Source organism: Paenibacillus lacisediminis, assembly GCF_046567315.2.
The window spans coordinates 95,119-115,558 of record NZ_JBKIAX020000016.1 but is presented as its reverse complement, the minus strand read 5'-3'; the positions used below and the strand labels follow the sequence as shown (position 1 = coordinate 115,558).

At 52.5% G+C, this 20,440-nt stretch carries 19 protein-coding genes; 6 read left to right on the top strand and 13 right to left on the bottom strand.

Annotation, left to right across the window (positions count from 1 at the left end):
- Positions 1–22: 22 nt before the first annotated feature.
- Both ACLD72_RS24930 and ACLD72_RS24925 read right to left on the bottom strand, forming a co-directional pair.
- Positions 23–190 carry a CxxH/CxxC protein gene (locus tag ACLD72_RS24930; protein ID WP_063836288.1) on the bottom strand — a complete coding sequence of 56 codons (168 nt, stop codon included), beginning with the start codon at positions 188–190 and terminating at the stop codon, positions 23–25.
- Between the two features lie 102 nt (positions 191–292).
- Positions 293–1,546: a S1C family serine protease gene (locus ACLD72_RS24925; protein ID WP_411000738.1), complete on the bottom strand. Its 1,254-nt coding sequence runs from the start codon at positions 1,544–1,546 to the stop codon at positions 293–295.
- Positions 1,547–1,890: 344 nt separating this feature from the next.
- Between ACLD72_RS24925 and ACLD72_RS24920 the strand changes: the two genes are divergently transcribed.
- From ACLD72_RS24920 to ACLD72_RS24910, 3 genes are all read left to right on the top strand, one after another.
- Positions 1,891–2,100, top strand: a complete 210-nt coding sequence (locus ACLD72_RS24920; protein WP_411000739.1) for a hypothetical protein — start codon at positions 1,891–1,893, stop codon at positions 2,098–2,100.
- 141 nt (positions 2,101–2,241) lie between these two features.
- Positions 2,242–3,231: a LacI family DNA-binding transcriptional regulator gene (locus tag ACLD72_RS24915; protein WP_411000741.1), complete on the top strand. Its 990-nt coding sequence runs from the start codon at positions 2,242–2,244 to the stop codon at positions 3,229–3,231.
- Positions 3,232–3,516: 285 nt separating this feature from the next.
- Entirely contained in the window at positions 3,517–4,167 is a 651-nt protein-coding gene (locus ACLD72_RS24910) for a PBECR4 domain-containing protein (RefSeq protein WP_458476199.1), read from the top strand.
- A gap of 22 nt (positions 4,168–4,189) precedes the next feature.
- Here ACLD72_RS24910 and ACLD72_RS24905 read toward each other — a convergent pair whose 3' ends face one another.
- On the bottom strand, positions 4,190–5,053 hold the full coding sequence (locus tag ACLD72_RS24905) for a helix-turn-helix domain-containing protein (RefSeq protein ID WP_458476198.1): 864 nt from the start codon (positions 5,051–5,053) through the stop codon (positions 4,190–4,192).
- 155 nt (positions 5,054–5,208) lie between these two features.
- Between ACLD72_RS24905 and ACLD72_RS24900 the strand changes: the two genes are divergently transcribed.
- Positions 5,209–6,603 (top strand): family 4 glycosyl hydrolase, encoded by a 1,395-nt coding sequence (locus tag ACLD72_RS24900; RefSeq protein WP_411000747.1) that lies wholly within the window; start codon positions 5,209–5,211, stop codon positions 6,601–6,603.
- 199 nt (positions 6,604–6,802) lie between these two features.
- Positions 6,803–8,362 carry a histidine kinase N-terminal 7TM domain-containing protein gene (locus tag ACLD72_RS24895; protein ID WP_411000749.1) on the top strand — a complete coding sequence of 520 codons (1,560 nt, stop codon included), beginning with the start codon at positions 6,803–6,805 and terminating at the stop codon, positions 8,360–8,362.
- A 90-nt stretch (positions 8,363–8,452) separates the two neighbouring features.
- Here the strand turns inward: ACLD72_RS24895 and ACLD72_RS24890 are convergent, their stop codons facing one another.
- From ACLD72_RS24890 to ACLD72_RS24880, 3 genes are all read right to left on the bottom strand, one after another.
- Positions 8,453–8,572, bottom strand: a complete 120-nt coding sequence (locus ACLD72_RS24890; protein ID WP_458476209.1) for an aspartyl-phosphate phosphatase Spo0E family protein — start codon at positions 8,570–8,572, stop codon at positions 8,453–8,455.
- A 600-nt stretch (positions 8,573–9,172) separates the two neighbouring features.
- Positions 9,173–10,555: a helix-turn-helix domain-containing protein gene (locus tag ACLD72_RS24885; RefSeq protein WP_411000751.1), complete on the bottom strand. Its 1,383-nt coding sequence runs from the start codon at positions 10,553–10,555 to the stop codon at positions 9,173–9,175.
- 168 nt (positions 10,556–10,723) lie between these two features.
- On the bottom strand, positions 10,724–12,025 hold the full coding sequence (locus ACLD72_RS24880) for a helix-turn-helix domain-containing protein (RefSeq protein WP_458476197.1): 1,302 nt from the start codon (positions 12,023–12,025) through the stop codon (positions 10,724–10,726).
- Positions 12,026–12,271: 246 nt separating this feature from the next.
- Here ACLD72_RS24880 and ACLD72_RS24875 point away from each other — a divergent pair, with 246 nt between their 5' ends.
- Positions 12,272–12,580 carry a hypothetical protein gene (locus ACLD72_RS24875; RefSeq protein WP_458476196.1) on the top strand — a complete coding sequence of 103 codons (309 nt, stop codon included), beginning with the start codon at positions 12,272–12,274 and terminating at the stop codon, positions 12,578–12,580.
- 401 nt (positions 12,581–12,981) lie between these two features.
- Here the strand turns inward: ACLD72_RS24875 and ACLD72_RS24870 are convergent, their stop codons facing one another.
- From ACLD72_RS24870 to ACLD72_RS24840, 7 genes are all read right to left on the bottom strand, one after another.
- Positions 12,982–13,719 (bottom strand): amino acid ABC transporter ATP-binding protein, encoded by a 738-nt coding sequence (locus tag ACLD72_RS24870; protein WP_411000755.1) that lies wholly within the window; start codon positions 13,717–13,719, stop codon positions 12,982–12,984.
- 14 nt (positions 13,720–13,733) lie between these two features.
- Positions 13,734–14,405, bottom strand: coding sequence for an amino acid ABC transporter permease (locus tag ACLD72_RS24865; RefSeq protein WP_411000757.1), 672 nt, complete (start codon positions 14,403–14,405; stop codon positions 13,734–13,736).
- A gap of 33 nt (positions 14,406–14,438) precedes the next feature.
- Positions 14,439–15,233, bottom strand: coding sequence for an amino acid ABC transporter substrate-binding protein (locus ACLD72_RS24860; RefSeq protein ID WP_411000759.1), 795 nt, complete (start codon positions 15,231–15,233; stop codon positions 14,439–14,441).
- 100 nt (positions 15,234–15,333) lie between these two features.
- The gene (locus ACLD72_RS24855; RefSeq protein ID WP_411000761.1) at positions 15,334–15,855 is read right to left on the bottom strand and encodes a GNAT family N-acetyltransferase; all 522 of its coding nucleotides are present in this window, start codon (positions 15,853–15,855) and stop codon (positions 15,334–15,336) included.
- 118 nt (positions 15,856–15,973) lie between these two features.
- Positions 15,974–17,350: an adenylosuccinate lyase gene (purB, locus tag ACLD72_RS24850; RefSeq protein WP_411000763.1), complete on the bottom strand. Its 1,377-nt coding sequence runs from the start codon at positions 17,348–17,350 to the stop codon at positions 15,974–15,976.
- 514 nt (positions 17,351–17,864) lie between these two features.
- A complete protein-coding gene (locus tag ACLD72_RS24845) occupies positions 17,865–19,232 on the bottom strand; it encodes an MmgE/PrpD family protein (RefSeq protein WP_411000765.1) in 1,368 nt (455 codons plus the stop codon).
- On the bottom strand, positions 19,229–20,395 hold the full coding sequence (locus tag ACLD72_RS24840) for an amidohydrolase (protein ID WP_411000767.1): 1,167 nt from the start codon (positions 20,393–20,395) through the stop codon (positions 19,229–19,231). The genes ACLD72_RS24845 and ACLD72_RS24840 overlap by 4 nt, the downstream gene beginning before the upstream one ends.
- Positions 20,396–20,440 lie beyond the last annotated feature (45 nt).

The following is a 20,440-nucleotide window of genomic DNA, read 5'->3' as shown; positions in this document are numbered from 1 at the left end:
GGAGAAAACCGCCCCCGCTTCCTCATACCACCAAAAACCGCGCCTCTTGCTCGCATTCCTGGCACTTCACCGGCGGCTCCCAGTCGATGAACTTCGTGTGCTCCAAATCAACCACGTCGGGCGCCTCCTCGAATTCGTCCACGAACATATCAATCGCCAGTTCCACATGATCCTTGCAAACGACATACATAAATTCAAAGCATCCTTTCTCTTTCAACCGCCCACCCGGCGGAATCTTCACGTAATTACAGGTTGTCCTTTATCCTTTCTACCATACTCCGCTTCAATCATATTATTTATCTTCAAGCCCTGCTTCAATCTCCGCGTCCGACGGCTTGTCGGTCAGCTTCATCATGACGCTCTGCAGCTTGCCGTCCCGGTAGTAGCTCACCTGCAAATCGTCGCCGATTTTCTTGTTTTCATAGAGATAACGGCGCAGTTCCATCGTCGATTGGATCGGCTGCTTGTCGAGCTGAGTGATCACGTCGTTCAGCTTCAGCCCCGCATCCAGCGCCGGGCCGTGAGCCTCCAGCACGATGACGCCCTCAGTGACGTGGCTCGGCAGCTTCAAATCTTGACGCTGCTCGTCGGTGATCGGCGAATACGGGTTATCCAGATCGAGCGTATACACACCCATATAAGGACGGACGACTTTGCCGTGCAGCAGCAGATCATCAACCGTCTTCATCACATCGTTCACCGGAATGGCAAAGCCGAGGCCTTCCACGCCGGTGTCGGCGATCTTCATCGTATTGATCCCGATCAACCGCCCGTCCAGGTCCACCAGCGCCCCGCCGCTGTTGCCCTCATTGATGGCCGCATCGGTCTGGATCACTTCCTGCTCCCAATCGTACACCCCGTCTTGATTTAGCGAGACCGGAATCATCCGGTTCGTATAACTTACGATGCCGGACGTCAGCGTGCCTCCCAGCCCGAGCGGATTGCCGACGGCAATGACCGTCTCTCCGGCGCGAAGGTTGTTGGAATCACCGATGTCGATCACCGTATGGATTCCTTTATCTTCGATTTCCAGCACCGCGATATCGTTAATCGAGTCCTGGCCAGTCACTTTGGCCTTATGCGAAACACCGTCGCTCGTCACCACTTCCAGGTCCTCGGAGCCGCTAATAACATGCGTATTGGATATAATGTAAGCCTTGCCTTTCTCTTTCTTGAAAATCACGCCCGAACCGAGCGCCGCCCGCTCGGGATCCCCATGCGACAGCTCGCTGTGATTGAGGATGCTGACCACCGCCGGAGCCGCCTTGGCCGCGGCCCAGCTGATCCGGTCGAACGGATTCGCAGGATTCGGGGCCGCTCCTGCCGAAGCATCACCCCTGGAGGTAGAGGAAGGAAGACCCACAATAAAGCTAAACAACAAAACGGCGACAACCGCGCTCAATGCGGAAGAGATCAATGAGATTTGCAGCGTGGACAACCCCTGCCCGCGCCATACCTCCAGCCAACGTCGTTTACCGCCCTCGGACATGCGCAAGCGGCGACCCGGCACTTTCGTTGAATAAAAATCATCGTCAAACAATCCCATCGCACTCTCTCCCTCCATACTCTATCCCTGATCTCGTCGCCATGTTTTTTAGTCTGTTTTACGCAAAACAAAGGTCCCCTTCAACTGTATGCCGGTACGGCAAAACCATATGTCAGGCATTCATCATTTACTCTGACGCTGCACTGAGCTTATGAGTTGCTGCCATCACGGGATGTTTTGCAGTTTTTTCTTTAAATTAGGAATGTTTGACCGCGTTTCGGACTACACTATATTAAAGCGATAGATTGATAGATTTATTTTACCATATTTTGATGGCACGGAAGCCTTTTTCTATCAGGTAATTTTCGGATTTTTGCCCTAACTTTAAACTTGAGGAGGTACCTATGAATTCCTATTATTCTTTGCCCATGAACGAAGTGAATGTTTTGGCCAAACTCGCCGACATGAAGGAGGATCATTACCACCAGTTGGTGACCCTCAGCGCGATTATCGAGCTGTTGACGGAAAAAGGGATTTTAACGCGCGAAGAAGTCGAGAAAAAGGCGCTGGAAATCGACGGCTTTATGACCCCTCCACCCTATCCCTCCGTTTAGGCGGCTCCCCGGTTCGGGGCCTTCCATTCCTCTGTTACAAGTTAAGCTATTGTTTTTGGCGGACGTTCCGCAGGGCTTGTTATACTAGTCCTAACAAACAGGTTCCAGGGAACGGAAAATCTGCCGCAGGGAGAAATTGAAATGAAGGTTAGTATTTTTGACGTGGCCAAAAAATCGGGGCTTTCGGTCGTTACCGTATCCCGTGTGCTGAACGGGGTGGAAACCGTGCGGGAGAAAAACCGGCAAAAGGTGCTCGAAGCGATAAAGGAGCTGGATTACCGCCCGAATGCAGCCGCCCGCAGCCTTGCCAGCGGCAAAACCGGCATTATCGGCGTGATCTTGACAACGCTGCATGATCCTTTTTTCGATGCGGTGGTCAAAGAGTTGAATGAAGTGCTGGCACTGCACGGATACTATTTAGCCATCTCGGTTTCGACCGGGATCGGCGAAGGCGGAGATCATTACCTGATTCAGGAGGACCGGGTCGACGGCCTGATCCTCCTCTCGCCGGTGGAGGAAGACCATTATATTTTGGAGCTGAAGCGGCGCAGCATCCCGTATGTGCTGATCGATCATCAAAAGACGGAAAACGACGCTTTTTCCGTGACGGTCGATAATTTCAAGGGCGGATATGCGGCCACCCGGCATCTGCTCGAGCTCGGGCGTACCTCCATCGCCCATCTGTGCGGCCAGGAAGTGTTCCGCAGCACGCGGGAACGGCGCGGCGGTTTTTTGCAGGCGCTGGAGGAGCACGGGCTTAAGCCGTTCGACGTCGTCTGTGGCGATTTCGATATCGCCTTCGGTTACAAGACGTGCCAGCGCTGGCTGCGCGAAGGCAGGCTTCCGGGCGCCGTGTTCGCCGGCGACGACAACATCGCCCTCGGCGTCGTGAACGCCCTGATGGAGGCCGGCGTTTCCGTGCCGGAGCAGGTCGCGGTCGTCGGCTACGACGATCACTACACCGCCTCCCGGCTCCGCCCTCGCATGACCACCGTCCGCCAGCCCGCCGGCAAAATCGCCCTGTCCGCCGCCCACATGCTGCTGAAACGCATCGACGGCAAAAACAAGCGCGGCTCCAGCCAGCGGATCGATCCGGAACTGATCGTTCGGGAGACGAGCGCGAACAGGTAGTTCCTGCCGAGCTTTTCCCCGAAGGAAGCGGCGGCAACTTGGGCCGAAGGCGGCCGCAAATAGGTCGAAAAGCGATCTCGGGGTTTCGCCGCTAACGCCACAAAATTGGCATATTTTTATTTGTATTTTAGGGATAGAGGGGTTTATAATATAAATGAACAGTTCTTCTGTTCCTATTACGCGGAAGAGGCACTCTGCGTTCCTGCTTGGGGGCACCTGAAAAGGTGAAAAAATACCACGTTCGTCCCACAAGGAGATTGTCCTTGTCGCTGCCAAAGCTTACAAATGTGGATCGGCCTTGAGGCCGATTTTTTTGTTTTCAGGGGAAATTTAATTATGCCATTATCTATTCAGGATTTGCTTACAATTCAGGAATTACCGAGCACCGACGAACTTTCTCTGCAGACCATTGCAATGTTCTATGAAGAGCACCTATGCAATCGTCAATTTTATTATGAGCTGAAACATAAGCAGCAAAACCTCCGACTCCGATTTAAACAAGGTGATTTATGCCATCTTCTGGGGATTCAGTATGTTTTGAAAGGCAGACAATTTGCTGGTGAGCTTGGGTTTCAAAAATTGAAAAAAGATATATTAACTTTTGACTCCCTGATTCAAGCGAACATTGGCGGATTTAAAACTGCCCAATATCGAATGTTATATTTCCCTTTTATTTATCAATTGATTCACGATCCCATTGTAGTCATGAATCATCCTAATGAACCTAATCGGGTTCAGGCCATGTTTACTTTTTATAATAAATATACTGGGCGTTTTGTCGAGCTAAAATTGCGCCGAGAAAGCAAAAATAACCCTGAATTTTTTGTACCTGTTTCTTTTGTGGAACTACGCAAAATTGAGCCCAGAACCAGAGTTGAAGTTACTGACAAAAAGATTCTAGGGTATAATGATGGCTACTTATCTGCTAATACATAAACATTATTGGTGGGACACCCCCTCACCCCAACATCCCCCGCTCCCTTCGGTACCCCTGCGGCGAGATGCCCTTCGCTTTCTTGAACACGCGGCCGAAATGCGTTCCGCTTTGGTAGCCGACACGGTAGGCGATCTCCGTCACCGGCAGCTCCGTCTCCCGCAGGAGCCGGCAAGCCTGCTCGATGCGGACACGGTTAATATAAGCGACCAGCGTCATTCCCGTCACCCGGGGAAAAATGTGGCTGAGATAATACGCGCTGAGGTGGAACCGGCCGGCAAGCTCGCTTAGGCCAAGGTTTTCCTCGTAGTGGGCGGTGATGTACTTGGCCACCTCGGCGATTTCACGGTAAGGCCTCTTCCCCGCCTCCGCTTCCCCATCATAAACGGGACGATTCTCCGCCAAGCGTACCAGGTTCAGCAGCAGTTCCGACAAAAGAAGCCGGCAATAATCCTCGAACCCGGTCTCCCTCCGGCTCTGCTCGGCAAGCATCCGGGAGAGCAGAGGCTGCATGAAGTTTTGTTCCTCCGCGGTTAGCCGCATCACGGGATAATCGCCGAACAGGCGGTTGATCTCCCCTTGTCTGCCCGGCAGATCACCGGCGAACGCTTCCGTGCGAAAATTGATCAGAATCCGCTCATGAGGCCGCGACAGCCTGCCGGAGGGCGAAGTTTTGTGCAGCACGTCCATCGGGATCAGCACCACGTCGCCGCCGCGGATATGATAGGTTTGATTTTTGATAAAATAACAGCGCTCCCCGGACACTAAATAGTAGATTTCCCAGGCATCGTGAAAATGCTCCCCGTCCATGGTAAACCGGCCCGGCTGCTTGGCCGCCTCGATCGTGAAATGCCGCTCGATGGGTGCGAGCTGTCCTTCGATATTCATCACAATGCTCCCCCTGCCGCAGGTAGATTTACTTCCCCAGTCCATTTCAGCAAAAAATGTAGAATCCGGCGACCAATTCAGCAATAATCGTGCTGTAATCGCTCTCATTTTGTTCTATCGTAATTGTAACACAACACGAAGGAGTGAATAAATCAATGGATTTGAAAATCGCTTATATCGGGGGCGGATCGCGCGGCTGGGCCTGGGGTTTGATGAGCGACCTGGCTTTGGAGCCGGCGCTTTCGGGGACCGTTGCTTTGTACGATATCAACTTGGCGGCCGCCAAAGCCAATGAGCAAATCGGCAACCAACTGTTGGAGCATCCCGAGGCCGTCGGCCGCTGGCGCTACGAAGCGGTAGAGACGCTGCCGGAAGCGCTGAAAGGAGCCGATTTCGTCATCATCTCGATTCTGCCCGGCACCTTCGCCGAGATGCAATCGGACGTTCATGCGCCCGAAGCTTACGGCGTATATCAGTCCGTCGGCGACACCGTCGGCCCGGGCGGCGCCATCCGCGCGCTGCGCAGCATCCCGATGTACGCCGAAATCGCCGCGGCCATCCGCGACCACGCACCAAGCGCCTGGGTCATCAACTACACCAACCCGATGAGCGTGCTGACCCGCACGTTGTACGAAGTGTTCCCGGGCATCAAAGCGTTCGGCTGCTGTCATGAGGTGTTCGGCACCCAGTCCCTGCTCGCCGAAATGCTTAAGGATCTGCAAGGCATTGAAGACGTGCGGCGTCAGGACATCGAGGTGAATGTGCTCGGTATCAACCACTTCACCTGGCTTGACCGCGCTTCTTACCGGGGTGCCAACCTATTCCCGCTATATCGTGAATTTGCGGTGAAATACGCCGATGAAGGGTTCAGCGGCCACGCCGATAAAGACCACTGGATCAACAACAGCTTCGCCTCCGCCAACCGGATCCATTTCGATCTGTTCCTGCGGTTTGGCCTGATCGCCGCCGCCGGGGACCGTCATCTCGCCGAATTCCTGCCACACACCTGGTACTTGCGTGATCCCGAACACGTCAAACGCTGGAAGTTCGGCTTAACCCCCGTCTCCTGGCGGACCGATAACCAGAAAAAGCTATTGGACCGCAGCAGCCGCCTCGTCTCCGGCGAAGAGGCATTTACGCTGAAGAACAGCGGTGAAGAGGGCATCGCCATGCTGCGCAGCCTGACCGGGGCAAGCGGGCCGATAGTGACCAACGTCAACCTGCCGAACCGCGGCCAGGTGGCTTCGCTGCCGCTGGGCGCCGTCGTCGAGACCAACGCCGTGTTCAGCACGGACAGCGTACAGCCGGTATTGGCCGGCAGCCTGCCGGACGACATCAACAACCTGGTCATCCGCCACGTCTACAACCAGGAAGCGCTGGTCAAAGCCTCGCTGAACCAAGACCGGGAACTGGCGCTGCGGGCGTTCATGAACGATCCCCTGCTCTCCGCCTTGACGCCGGAGCAAGCGGAGGAGCTTTTCGTGACTATGCTGAACAACACCAAGGCCTATTTGCCGGATTGGCTGTTGGAACCGTACGTCAAGGCTTGATGATCGCTCATTCATCGTAAAATAGGTGTACCTGCGGCTCCCGTGTTATTGCTTTTCCATGCGCATCCTATTCGGCTGCCTTTTTCCAAAATAAAAGAGATTCCCAACCCTCTGCACTTTCTGTACAATCATAGATAGCGAGCAGGCAGCGAATCGCGAAATTTCCTCGGGTGATCCCGAGTATGGAGAACAATAACCAATGGGAGCCCCAATTAACGTATATATTACGCTTGTCGCCACCTCCGGCGTACTGTCCTTGTTTCTGGGCATTTACGCGTTCATCAACCGCAAAAACATTCCATTCGCGCGGACCTTTATGGTTTACATGGCCACTTTGTGCATTTACATTTTCGGTTTTGCGTTCGAACTGTCGAGCAATTCGCTGGCGGAAATCAAGCGCTGGATCGTAGTGGAGTATTTCGGCATGCCGTTTTCGGCCGCTCTCAGCCTGCTTCTGGTATTCCGTTACCTAGGGAAAAATATCCCGCGCAAAGCGGTCTCCGCAATGTTCATCATTCCCGTCATCACACTGCTTATGGTGGCTACCAACGATGCGCACCACCGGTTTTACAAGTCGATTTTTTTGCGCGAGTCCGCTCCTACCCCAATGGTTGATATCGTCATAGGCGAATGGTATATCGTTCATGGCGCTTATACGTTCGGCTGCCTGCTGGCGGGGTTTATCCTGCTGCTCAGGCGGTGGACGCATACGAAAAAGACGTACCGGATCCAGCACGCCACCCTCCTTGTCTCGCAGCTGATTCCTATGGTTGCCGCTTTTCTTTATCTGATGGGGCTGACCCCCTGGGGGGCCGATCCGGTGCCCGTCGTGCTGTGCCTGACTTCGGCCATGTACATCTGGGCGATCGTTTCCTCCAGAATGCTGACGATCGTGCCGATCGCCAAGGACAGCATCTTCGAAAGCATGCGGGAAGGTGTCATTGTCCTGGACAGCACCCGGCGGATTATTGACTTCAATCAGGCGCTGACCGGAATGATACCGGAGATCAGCAGCCGGTCAATCGGCCAGCCGCTGAGGAAGGTGTGGCTTGCCTTAACGGGTACGGACTTCCCTGCGGTGGAAAATATCGACGGTATGGAGAAGGAGCTGGGGTGGAAGGTTGGCGGGGACATGCGGTTTTTTCTCGTGCGGTCCTCCCCCGTTCTCGGCAAAGGAGGCGAGACGCTGGGCACGCTGCTTCTGCTGATCGACGTGACTGAGCAAAAAGCGCTTCAGAACGAGCTCGAGCGGCTCGCCTATACCGACGGTTTGACCGGTATCGGCAACCGGGTGGATTTTTTCAGACAGGGTCTGGCCCTGTTGGAGGAAGCGGCAGCGGCTGGAACGTGCTGCTCGTTCATCCTGTTTGACATCGATTTTTTCAAAAAAATCAACGACACCTATGGCCATGAAGCCGGGGACAAAGCCCTGATACATGTTGTCGAGGTGTGCAAGACTATTCTTCCGACGGAGGCCTTGTTTGCCAGGTATGGCGGTGAGGAATTTGTCATCGGTCTGCCCGGAGCTTCCATCCGGGAAGCTGGGGAAGTCGCGGAACAGCTCCGAACTGCTTTGGAGGAAAAACCGTTCGATACTGCAGGCGAGCTAGTCCCGATAACCGCAAGCTTCGGCGCCGCCCAATATGCAGGGGCTCACGATACGCTCGAGTCGCTGCTCCGGGATGCCGACACCGCCCTTTACGAATCTAAACGAAACGGCCGGAATGCGGTCAGCCTGCATCCTGTGGCCGTGTCCTAACCGATAACCTTGCAGCAAAGCTTGAATTCCGTTCCTAAGTTACTGCTTTCTGCGCCCTGAGTTACTGCTTTCTACGCTGAGCCCATTGGTTTATACATCGGCTCTTTTCTTTGCGGAAACCATAATGCCAAACCTGTAGTACTGATTAATGAGCTCGTCCAACCGCACGGATTGTTTCAGGACCAGAGCGTGACCGAGCCCGTAGATCATCTCTAATTGGACAAGCCTCTTTCGGGCTAATTCAATTCTTATTTTTAGTTTTTCGGGGCTTTCCATCAACGATTTCCCTCCTACCGCCATCATTCTAATGTATGATGTTAAACCCCAGGGTGTGGCTATTTTGTCAGCAGTGGAACTTTCTTACAGAGGGAGGATGGAGTGAGAGAACATCGAGCCGGAGCTTGTTAAGCAATCCACGAAATGCAAAAGTGCACCTCATTTTCTCCCAAACGCCCCGATCATAGCTCGCCAAATGCAAATGGGCAGTCCATTTCCGTTCAAAATTCTCTTTTTTATCAAATAGCCCTTTTTCAAATGTAGTTTTGCATTTCAATCGCCCTAGAGCGGTAATTTAAGGAGGATAGAATGCACTTTTGCAGTTGAATAAGTCAAGTTGGTTTTTTCTTGCGAGTATAGAAATTGTTTAGCTTGGTCGAGATAAAAAAAGCTCCGGATCTCAAAAATCCAGGAGCACTTTCATTGCCAGATAATTAATGCCCTTGACCATGACCATAAGTGGTGATGACAGGAGTCTGCAGCTTTTCGATAGAGACAAGGGTAGTAGGTGAGAACACTACCATCACCATTAAGCTACATCCCGCTACCAATAAATACAACTTCTTCTTCATTTGGTTTTTGCACCTCGCTAATCAAAATTTTGTAATGCCGGATCACCGCTTCAGTTGCAAAATCACGGTATTGTTCAAATAATCCTACACATTTAAGCATACCGTGTCCGTTTTGAATTTCAATAGCGAATGCAAAACAATCCAGTACATACTTCAACCCTTGTTGAAAATCGCTTTTCTTTAAATAATACTCCCCTAAACCTAATAGTAATTTTAGATAGCAATCATCAGTGTATTGCTCAATGGTCTTTCCGATACGGCTGTTTTGCTCTTGGTACTTTAAATACGACTCATATTGTTCTAGTACAAAATCGATATTTATATCGAATTTGTTAGCAGCAATCACTATCTCACATAGGGCCTGAAATACTTCATTTTCCCTCGTGGAAATATACTCTAAATATTCCGGAAGAATCTCTACATTGCCGGACATCAATTGATACAAGTAGCGATTGCCCTCAGCCCATTCCTGGAACTGGTGTATCATGACCTTTTCATCTTCACTGGGATTCTTCACCCAATTGTAATCCGTATACAATGAGACGTAATGCAGCGCATTCACATAGTCCCCCAAATAAAAGTGTGCCTCGCCTAATTCTAAATAGGCATACATAACATAAAAAATAATCTGCTTTTTCATTTCCGCCGGCTTCTTTTTGCCGTTCATCTCATAATAAACAATTGCCCGTACCTTTAATTTTTCCGCCAGTTCCTTTACCTTGTTCCACCGATGCAGCGCAGCAAACACATTAATTAAATCATTAAGTCCGTCCAATTGATAGGGTTCGTCGAGCCGATCCACAAAATGTTCAAATTGCAAAGCCAGCAACAAATTTTGATTCCGATCCTTGGACAACCCCAACGTAAACAACCGATATTGGCATAGTGCCAGCCGCTCAGAATGCTGCTTCTGCTCACTCTCCGCAATTGATTCATAAAGTATAGCAGCCGCTTTCCATTTGTTCTCATGAAAAAACTGCTCGGCCAAGTTAAATAACAACGGTATGTAAGCAAGATTATCCATCATTAACCGAACCGATTGCTCAATACAGTCGAGCTTATTCAGCTCGGCGCACCGCTGCAAAAACGGTCCCAATCTGCGCCAGTCCGGCGAGGCCTGAAAAAAGCATTCATCAATATACATCTCATAAAAATATCCTTCGGGCAGCCCCATCCCCGTCGTAATCCGGTCAAGCTGTTGCATGGCAATAGGCCGATGCCCATTGATAATACCGCTTAACGTTCCGGAATTGATCTGCGTAAGTTCGGAGAATTGATTGAGTGTGATACCTTTGTTTTTTAAATAAGCCTCCAACTGGGAGCGAATCATCGTTGCCGCTTTCAAGTGAACACCTCCTTTTACACAATAATGGAATAAACAGCCATATATGACTAATAGTATAGACTAATATAACATCGGTCAATAAGGAAGAGGAAAAAAATGTTACAAAATTAACTTTTTCTAAAAAAAGAAAACCTCGACGGTGCGGAACCGATCAAGGTAATCTAACTTTTATACGCTGATTTCCGTAAAATTCATTTTCTCATATAACCGTTTGTACTCCCGGTTCACTTCGTCAGAGGCATAGCTTCTATATTGTCCAAACAATTCCACACTTTTCAGCATTCCGTGCCCACTACGGGTGTCAATAGCGTACGCCAAACTATCTAAAACAAACCTAAATCCCCGCCCTAAGTCACTTTTCCTTAAATAATATTCCCCCAAACCCGTTATTAAATTTAGGTACTGGTCGTTAGTACACTGTTCGCTAATCTTTCCGATGCGGTTACGTTGCTCTCGGTAGTTCAAATAAGACTTGTACTTCTCAAGTATAAAATCGATATTAAAACTATACCGGTTAGCCGCAATAACAATTTCGCATAGAGCGGTAAAAACTTCGTTTTCCCGGGTAGAAATATACCTCTCGTACTCCGGCAAAACCTCCACTTTCCCGGACATTAACTGATACAGATAACGATTGCCCTCAGCACACTCCTGAAACTGGTGAATCACGACCATCTCATCTTCATTTGGATTTTTCACCCAATCGCAGTCCGTATACAGGGAAACATACTGCAACGCATTTTCATAGTCTTCTAAATTGAAAAGTGCGTCACCTAATTCTAAATAGGCATATAAAACATAAAAAATATTCTGCTTTTTGGTTTCCGCCGGCTTTTTATTGCCGTTCAGCCGATAATAAATAGTTGCCCTTACTTTTAATTTTTCCGCCAATTCTTTGACCTTATTCCATCGATGCAGCGAACCAAACACATTGAGTAAATCATTTAACCCATCCAACTGATAAGGTTCATCCAGCCGGTCCACATAAGGTTCAAATTGGGCGGCCAGCAATAAGTTCTTGTTTTGGTCCTTGGACAAACCCAGTGTAAATAAACGATACCGGCAGAGCGCCAGCCGCTCGGAGTGCTGCATCCGTTCACCCTCCGAAACCGCTTCGTATAATAGTACGGCCGCCTCCCGCTTGCCTTCATGAAAAAACTGTTCGGCCAAATCGAAAAGCAGCGGAATATAGGAGAGGTTGTCCATCAATAACCGAACCATTCGCTCAATACATTCCAGCTTGTTCAACTCGGCGCATCGCCTCAAAAAGGGGCCCAACCTACGCCAATCCGGCGCAGCATGAAAAAAGCATTCTTCAATATACGCTTCATAGAAAAAACCTTCGGGCAATCCCATCCCCGCCGTGATCCGGTCCAACTGCTGCATGGCAATGGGCCGATGGCCGTTGATAATCCCGCTTAACGTTCCAGAGTTAATCTGCGTTTTCTCGGAGAACTGATTCAGCGTCATCCGGTTGCTTTTCAAATACTCTTCCAATTGAGTGCGAATCGTAGCCACGGATTTCAAGCAAGCCCCTCCTTCACCAAATAAACCGGAACAATAAAATACACTAATTTTATAATACGGCCAGCTGCATTATGGAGCAATAAGGAAGAAATGTGCATGATTGGGCTATAATAAAATAAGTTGATAAGGCATTTAAACGTTACTGGTGAGCTCAAAACATTTAAAAGGGATGCGCGAATGGCCTTGATCATGTCGGTGGCGGATCAGTATTTCAATGCCGATCCCGAGCAAGACAAGCGGTTGCTGGAAGAGTTGAAAGAACAATACCCGGAGGAAGGTGAGTCTATTATGGAACTGATGCCCGCGTGGAAGCGCTGGGGATACGAGGAAGGCTTGGAGGAAGGTTTGGAGAAAGGGATCGAGCAAGGGATAGAAAAGACGGCGCTCAATATGCTTCGCGAGGGAATGGAAACATCGCTGGTTGCCAAAGTTACGGGGTTGTCCGAAGAGCAGGTGGCGAAGCTGAAGAAAACAAGTAAGCTATATAAGGCAAATTAAATAAAAGATTATCCTCATACAATCTTATAGTTTTCTCTATACCAGTGCTCCAAAGTTACATAGGGAAGCAGTTGCACTCTAACGGACATCAGCGACCTTATCCGCCCATTTCCCGGGTATTTCTCAGCCTAACGGACACAGGCGACCCTATTTTGCTCTAAACCCGTTCATCCAGGCCGATTTGAGGTAAATAAGGTCATCTGTGTCCGTTAACATTTTGCTAACCTCCGTTTTCCTCAAATAGCGGCTCTGGTGTCCCTTAGCCCCCACGTTCCTCTTCTCCTCCCCTCTCTCCCTGCGCATCGCCCTCTACCTTGCCCCAAATTTTATAAATTCTATACTGTCAAAAAAAAGAAACCAAATCCCCTCCGGGATCCGGTCTCCAGTTGAATCAACCTGTTCTATCCATTTTGAAAATTTTTAAGAAACTGCTTCGTCCGATCCTTCTGCGGATGGTTGAAAAATTGATCAGGCGGGCCTTGCTCGACGATATGACCGCCTTCGACAAACACGATCTGGTCCGACACCTCGCGGGCAAAGCCCATTTCGTGCGTTACGATGATCATGGTCGTGTCCATCTCCGCGATCGATTTGATAACCTGCAGCACTTCGGCTACCAGCTCCGGATCGAGCGATGAGGTCGGTTCGTCGAACAAAATGGCGTGCGGGCGCATGGCCAGCGCACGAGCAATACTAACGCGTTGCTGCTGCCCCCCCGACAGCGTCGCGGGGTAGTTGTCCTTTTTCTCGGCCAGCCCGACCTGCTTCAGCAGTTGCATGCCAAGCTCGTCCGCATCCTTTTTCGGCATTTTCTTCACGACGATCAAAGATTCCGTCACGTTTTGCAGTGCCGTTTTATTTTTGTACAAATTATAGTTTTGGAAGACCATGGCGGTTTGCGAGCGCAATTGCTGAATTTCCTTACGCGTGCAGTTTTCCGCGTCCAGTTTGGCGTTTCCGATTTCAATGATCCCGGTATCCGGTTTCTCCAGAAAGTTCAAACAACGGATCAGCGTCGATTTCCCCGACCCGGAAGGGCCAATAATCGAGAGTACTTCCCCGTCCTTGATTTCCAGATCGATGCCCCTCAGGACCTCCAGGCCTTTAAAGCTTTTGGTTAAATTCGTGACTCTAATCATATACCATTCAACCTTTACGTCCGGTATGGACGCTCCAAGTATTTTTCCAGCAATTGTTGCAAATAAGTGTACACGATAATCATCGCCCAATAAATCAAGGCCACGGCCAAGTAAGCCTCAAAGAACCGAGCCGATTCCGCCGCTTGCATTTTCGCTTCCGCAAAGATTTCCACGACGCCCAATGTGAAGGCGAGCGAGGTTTCTTTGAGCAGCGAGATAAAAACGTTGCCCGTACCCGGAAGGGCATTGCGCGCCGCCTGAGGCAAGATGATACGCCAGTACGCCTGCGCCTTCGTCATTCCTCCGGTTAAACAAGCCTCCATCTGCCCCTTGTCCACCGACAGAAGCGCAGCGCGAAAAATTTCCGCAAGGAAAGCGGCCTGCTTGATCCCGAGCCCGATAATCGCCGCGGTGACCGCATCCATTTTCGAGAAAAAGGGAAACAACTGCGGCAACCCGTAGTATAACAAGAACAGTTGCACCAGCATCGGGATGGAGCGGAAAAACGAAATATATACGCTGGCCAGCCCCCGCAGCCCCCGGTTGGAGCTGTTCCGGAGGAATGCCATCAGGAGCCCGACCACCACGGCGATGACCATGGCCAGGACGGCCATAAACAAGGCAATCGGAATGTATTTCATCGCATTGGCTATCGCCACTAAAATATAAGAAGGATCAAAATTCATATCGAATCGCCTGCTCTCCATTCACCTGAGCCATTACTCCGGTTTTACCGTAATATCTTCTCCGAAATATTTATCAGAAATTTGCTTGAGCGTCCCGTCGTCTCTCAATTTTTGAATCTCGGCGTTGATTTGCTCAATCAAAGCGGTGTTCTTGTCGTTCTTCATGAACGGGAACGCAACATCTTCATAATGGAACGGTTCACCGACGAACTTCAACGGCAAGTCCTGCTTTTTGATTTCCGCCAGCAGGGACGCCTTGGAATTCACGTAACCGTCCACACGCTTGTTCAGCACATCGTTTTGCGCGCCGTCGCGAGTTTCGTACGTCCGAACCTTGATCTCGCCTTTCGTATCGAACTTCTCCAGGTTTTTCACGTTTTGCGAACCGAATACACCGGCTACAGTTTTGCCTTTCAGGTCGTCCAGCGTGTTGATATTCGTGTTGTCTTTATGCGTAACAATCGTCACCCCGGCGTAGGAATACGGAGTCGTGAAATCGTATTTGGCCTTCCGCTCGTCCGTCACCGCAACCGCGTTAGCGATAGTGTCGATTTTGCCCGTCTCCAGTTGTCCCGTTAAACCGCTGAAATCCGAATTGGTCCACTCGACGGTGTAACCGAGATTGGCGGCAGCTTTTTCAATGACTTCCACATCGAAGCCAACCAGCTTGTCCCCATCTTTATAGCTGTTAGGAAAAGATTGTCCTGTCGCCCCGACGCGAAGCACCTTCTTCCCGTCTGTCGCCCCGGAATTTGAACCGGAGCAAGCGGTAGCGAGCATGCCGATTAAAAGTATAGAGATTAAGGTAAATAGATATCTTTTCTTCATTTTTGTGTTTTCCCCCTCATTCATGATGTTATTCACTTATATCGACAAATTCGACAATTTAATGAGTTACATTATATATATTCCTATCAGACTAGTCAACTTAATGTCGTTTTTCGCCGTCTTGCTTTAGCATACCCGGAATGAGGATTTTTTTCATGTAAATCGTAATATGGCCTTTGCCCAGATCCTTGGAGCCTTCAATTTCGTACCCGCGCCGCTTGTACATGTCGATCAGCCAAGGATGCTTGTCCGCCGTACCCAGCGAAACGGCCGGAGATTTCAAGGTATCGCGAACGATCGTTTCCTCGCACCAGGAGATCATCTCCCGGCCGATCCCTTTTCGCCCTGCATCCGGGTCACTGGCAAACCACCACAGGTGAGGCACCCCGAACGGTCCCGGGGACGGGCCCCACGGCATTCTGGCCGAGATCGTGGACACGATTTTTCTGTCCTCCTCCATCATGAAACAGAGGTTTTCCCGGATATTTTTTTCCACCAGAGCGAGGTCCGCCGTGGCGGCGGCAAAGTTAATGCCGAGTTGGCGGATCGGTTCATAGGCGCGCAGCGATAAATCGAGCAAAGCAGGCGCGTCGTTCAAGGTTGCCATACGAAAATTAGTCATGTCGTTCTCCGTCCTCCTGCCGTTCAATGCCGATGTACGCCGCCCGGTTTCAGGTGCCTCACGGGCGGGTTCTATCGGGGAACGTTAATGTAGTTGATCTGTGCCGCTGTCCCCGTGCTTACGCTTGTTCTTCCCGCAGCCACCCGCTCGCCTCGGCGGCGGCCAGCACCCGGTCTACCGTTTGCGGAGCCGAACCCAAATACGTCGACGGGTCCATCAACCGCTCCAGCTCTTCCACGGCGACCGCTTGCCGGATGCGAGTGTCAGCCATCAAGATATCGCGGAAAGGAATGTCCTCCTCCACGCTTTTCATACACAGCTCGTAAACGACCTCATGCGCAGTCTGCTTACCCATCGGCTTCGCCAGTGCAAACATAACGCGCTCGGAAAGCAGCAATCCTCCGAGTTTGTTCAAATTCCGCAGCATATGGTCGGGCTTGACGACCAGTCCGGCCAGAACCGCTTTCGTAGACGCCAGTTGGGCCGCCAAATAAATGCAGCTTTCCGGCAGCGCGATCCATTCCCCGCGCCAGGACATCGCGTCCCGCTCGTGCTCGACGATCATCGACTCCTGCACAAGTGCGGCATTGTAGCGGATCGGCTTGGTGAGGCTTGCGATCCCTTCCAGCGCCGCCGGGTTCCGTTTATGCGGCATCGTCGAGGAACCGATTTTGCCGGATGTAAACGGTTCTTCCACCTCGTCTATCTCGGTACGCATCAAATTGTAAAATTCGTTGCCCATTTTGCCGAGCGTGCCGCTGATCATGCCGAGCAGGCCGGCGTATTCCGCCGAACGGTCCCGTGACGAGTGCCAGCTAATATTCGGCGCTTGCAGGCCAAGCCGCTCCATCGTCAGCCGCTCCACCTCCGGCCCATGCGGACCGAAGGAGGCGTAAGTGCCAACACCGCCGCCCATCACGCCGTTGAATACCCGGGCTTCCGCTTCGCGAAGCCGGTCCAGATGGCGGATCGTTTCGTCGAGCAGAACGGCGATTTTGAAGCCGAACGTGGTCGGCAAGCCCTGCATGCCGTGGGAACGCCCCGCCATCGGCGTTTCCCGATGCTTGCGCGCCAGCAGCGCCAGCTCGCGGGCGACCGCGCGCAGATCGCGGACGATAATCCGGTGGGCTTCCTTAAGCTGCAGCATCATCCCGGTGTCGACAATGTCCTGCGTGGTCGCGCCATAGTGAATCCATTCCCCGTGCTCAGGGCCGCACAGGTTTTGCAGCGCCTTCAGCGTTGGCATCAGCGAATGCTTAACCTTCAGCACTTCCTGGGCGATTTCCTCTATATTCATAAGCTCTACCTTCGCCTTGTCGGCAATGACAGCCGCCGATTCGGCCGGGATGAGCGCAAGTTCCGCTTCCGCAAGCGCCAGAGCCGCTTCCACGTCGAGGTGCTTCTGCAGCCGGTTCTCGTCGGACCAAACCTGGCGCATTTCCGCGGTTCCAAAATTGTTTTGCAGCATAATCATATCGATAACATGTGACGGCATGGTGTGTACCTCCTAAGTGTGCGTGCTCATAAGTGCGTGTTCAAAAGTGTTCAAAAATGCGTGTTCAAAAAGACCGAAGCGTATGCTTCCGATGTGCGTTTTTTCAATGGCTTTTTGAACTACATCTAGTAGAATGATCCGGAAATAATATGGTTTATCTGCGGACAGGGGCCATGAATCACTTCGTTCTATATTAGTCTTGTGCTCAGTATCGTCTGTCCCCATAAAATAGAGGAACTTTAGGGTCTTATTTTCCGAATTTGAGCCTATTCATCACCATAGGGGAACTTTTGGGTCTTATTTTCCGATGAACAGGTCGAAAGTCGGCCTTTCGCCACTAAATCATGAAAATAGCGCCATAAAATTCCTCTATTTCACGCAACATGGGGGATAGCGCTGAAATAGCGCCCTTTTTTTCCTTTATGTTGTCACCCGAGATCTTCAATAGACTCATTTTGCCGTTTTCTCAAGTCTTCCTTTACCATCATGCTTACGTTATTTCCAGAATCGTCTACTAGGTGTTGGGAATCAATACGTGCATATCGGTTAGCCGCTCCAGTCGCCCGACCTTGCCGGGCAGCTCCTGCCAAGCGGCGGAAAGGCCGCGGGCAGCGTCAGCGTACTTGTCCATTCTTTCCTCCGCAGTCAGCGGGCGCCCAGGCGCTCCGCGCGGGCAATCCACCCGCTCCATATGCGTCGTTCCGTCGGCGTAAGTGACGCTGACGATCGTAAACCGCCCTTTGGGCATCGCGTTCGGCGCGGGAACGACATCCGCGTCGTAACGCCGCTGCACCTTCGCCGCAAGCGCCAGCAAATCAGGGCGGATCGTTTCATCGGCAAACGTGCCGATGCCAAGCTCCCCGTCCGCCAGCGCCGCCGCAATCACATATTCGACGCTGAAGCGCCCTTCCACGCCCGTTTTCGGTTCGCGGACGATAAGAGCGGCGTCTCCCCCGGGCGGAAAAGTGACGGTCACCCGGTCGATGGCCGAGATGTCCGCCCCGCGGGCGGCACGAATCGCCAGTGCGGCATCCGCGGCATGATGAGACGCCGAGCAGCACGGATACCGTTTGAACCATAGACCGGGTTCGGCGATTTGCCATGGCTCGCCCCAGCCTTCCAGCGTCTTCTCCGGTTTTGCTTCGCCCCCGCCGAGGGCCGCAAAAAAACCAAGCGGCCCCTCCAGCGGCTCCTCCGCTCCGGCGATCCCCGCCTCCGCAAGCCGCGTCGCCAGCAAGCCCGAGCGGGCGGCCAAACCCGCGTGCAGCGGCTTGACCTGTGTGCCGAAATGCACTCTTAGCCCGCCGGCTTGCGTGGCCGCTAATCCGAGCGCGCGGGCGGTCGTGCTGGCGTCGAGGCCAATCAGGCGGGCGCACGCGGCGGCGGCCCCCACCACGCCGAGAACGGCGGTGCTATGCCAGCCGGCCGCGTAGGGCTTGGGACCAAGCGCCAGCCCGAGCCTGCACATCGTCTCAACCCCGACGATATACGCTGCCAGGAAATCGGCGCCGGTCGCCCCCCGCTCCTCCGCTTCCGCCAGCAGCGCGGGCAAAATCACGGCGCTCGGGTGGCCCCGGACGCTTTCGTGGACATCGTCGTAATCGAGCGCATGGCTTAAGTAGCCATTGACCAGCGCGGCATCAAGCGCCGGAAGCCGTTCCGGCCTTCCCGGCACGGACGAGCGGCCGTTGCCTGTCCCGCCCACACCGGTCCCAAGCGCCGCGGCAATGCTGTCCGCTCCCGCATCGTCCCTTGCGGCCAGCGTAGACGCCAGCCAGTCCAGCACCCCAGCGCGAGCGGCCTCCAAGGCCCACGTATCCTTCAGCAGAACGGAGCCAACAATTCGTTCCGCAAGCTGCCGGGTAAGGGACCCCGCACTCATCCGAGGGCCTTCAGCGCCTGTACGGCCGTTTCCGCGAACAAGGCTGCGCTAATCTCCAGCGCTTCTTCCTTTAAAGTAAATTTCGGATGATGCCATTGTTCCGTCCCGCCGGTGCCCATCCATATAAAACAACCCGGCACATGCTCCTGGTACAGGGCGAAATCCTCGCCCCCCATCGTCGGCTCCGCTTCCACCACTTGTAGTCCCTGTGCTTCGGCGGCCACGCGCATGATTTCCGCCATGTTCGCCTCATTGTTCACCGCGGGCAGCATCCCCATCCAGTTCAGTACTGCCTTGGCCCCGTATCCGGCAGCCACGCCTTCGACAACCCGTTTCATTTGGTCGGGAATGCGAATCCGCGCTTCCGGCTCAAACGTTCTCACCGTACCTTCCAGAACTCCCGTGTCCGGGATCACGTTCCAGGTTGATCCGGCTTGCAGCTTGCACACGCTGACCACGGCGGAATGCTTCGGACTGGCATTGCGGCTGACCAAGGTCTGAAGCGCGCCCACGATGGCGCTGCTGACCACCACCGGATCGATCGCCGCTTCCGGCATCCCCGCGTGGCCACCCTTGCCTTTGACTTCGATTTCGAAGCGATCCACCGACGCCATCAAAGGGCCCGTCCGAATCCCGACCGTACCGACGGGAAGGTCAGGCTTGTTATGCATGCCGAAAATCGCCGTAACTCCCTCCAAAGCTCCCGCTTCGATCACCGCGCGGGCGCCAACCGCCAGTTCCTCCGCCGGCTGGAACAAAATGCGCACCGTGCCGCGAAGCTCGTCGGCCCGTTCCTTAAGCAGCGCCGCCGCTCCGATCATCGAAGCCGTATGAAAATCGTGGCCGCACGCGTGCATTTTCCCCGTAACCGTTGAAGCGAACGGGAGTCCCGTCTCCTCCTTGACCGGCAACGCGTCGATATCGGCCCGCAGCATAATCGTCGGTCCCGGAAGCGCCCCCTTCACCTCGGCCAGTACACCGGTCGGCAAATTCAGCTCGAGCTGGCGAATGCCCAGTTCCGTAAGCCAGGTGCGAATCCGCTTCGTCGTTTCGTGTTCTTCGTTAGAGAGCTCAGGATGCCGGTGCAATTCCCGGCGTATGTCGACGAGTTTTGGCTGAAGCGATCCGGCTTGTTCCTTGAAGAAGTTCGATATCGTTGTCATGTGCACATCTCCTTTTTCAATTAATAGCTATCCGGCGGCTGGAAG

What these genes read in the sequence shown, in the direction of transcription:
- ACLD72_RS24930 (WP_063836288.1), bottom strand. Translation starts at nt 190, where the DNA reads ATGTATGTCGTTTGCAAGGATCATGTGGAACTGGCGATTGATATGTTC.
- ACLD72_RS24925 (WP_411000738.1), bottom strand. Translation starts at nt 1,546, where the DNA reads ATGGGATTGTTTGACGATGATTTTTATTCAACGAAAGTGCCGGGTCGC.
- ACLD72_RS24920 (WP_411000739.1), top strand. Translation starts at nt 1,891, where the DNA reads ATGAATTCCTATTATTCTTTGCCCATGAACGAAGTGAATGTTTTGGCC.
- ACLD72_RS24915 (WP_411000741.1), top strand. Translation starts at nt 2,242, where the DNA reads ATGAAGGTTAGTATTTTTGACGTGGCCAAAAAATCGGGGCTTTCGGTC.
- ACLD72_RS24910 (WP_458476199.1), top strand. Translation starts at nt 3,517, where the DNA reads ATGTGGATCGGCCTTGAGGCCGATTTTTTTGTTTTCAGGGGAAATTTA.
- ACLD72_RS24905 (WP_458476198.1), bottom strand. Translation starts at nt 5,053, where the DNA reads ATGAATATCGAAGGACAGCTCGCACCCATCGAGCGGCATTTCACGATC.
- ACLD72_RS24900 (WP_411000747.1), top strand. Translation starts at nt 5,209, where the DNA reads ATGGATTTGAAAATCGCTTATATCGGGGGCGGATCGCGCGGCTGGGCC.
- ACLD72_RS24895 (WP_411000749.1), top strand. Translation starts at nt 6,803, where the DNA reads ATGGGAGCCCCAATTAACGTATATATTACGCTTGTCGCCACCTCCGGC.
- ACLD72_RS24890 (WP_458476209.1), bottom strand. Translation starts at nt 8,572, where the DNA reads ATGATCTACGGGCTCGGTCACGCTCTGGTCCTGAAACAATCCGTGCGG.
- ACLD72_RS24880 (WP_458476197.1), bottom strand. Translation starts at nt 12,025, where the DNA reads ATGACGCTGAATCAGTTCTCCGAGAAAACGCAGATTAACTCTGGAACG.
- ACLD72_RS24875 (WP_458476196.1), top strand. Translation starts at nt 12,272, where the DNA reads ATGTCGGTGGCGGATCAGTATTTCAATGCCGATCCCGAGCAAGACAAG.
- ACLD72_RS24870 (WP_411000755.1), bottom strand. Translation starts at nt 13,719, where the DNA reads ATGATTAGAGTCACGAATTTAACCAAAAGCTTTAAAGGCCTGGAGGTC.
- ACLD72_RS24865 (WP_411000757.1), bottom strand. Translation starts at nt 14,405, where the DNA reads ATGAATTTTGATCCTTCTTATATTTTAGTGGCGATAGCCAATGCGATG.
- ACLD72_RS24860 (WP_411000759.1), bottom strand. Translation starts at nt 15,233, where the DNA reads ATGAAGAAAAGATATCTATTTACCTTAATCTCTATACTTTTAATCGGC.
- ACLD72_RS24855 (WP_411000761.1), bottom strand. Translation starts at nt 15,855, where the DNA reads ATGACTAATTTTCGTATGGCAACCTTGAACGACGCGCCTGCTTTGCTC.
- purB (WP_411000763.1), bottom strand. Translation starts at nt 17,350, where the DNA reads ATGCCGTCACATGTTATCGATATGATTATGCTGCAAAACAATTTTGGA.
- ACLD72_RS24845 (WP_411000765.1), bottom strand. Translation starts at nt 19,232, where the DNA reads ATGAGTGCGGGGTCCCTTACCCGGCAGCTTGCGGAACGAATTGTTGGC.
- ACLD72_RS24840 (WP_411000767.1), bottom strand. Translation starts at nt 20,395, where the DNA reads ATGACAACGATATCGAACTTCTTCAAGGAACAAGCCGGATCGCTTCAG.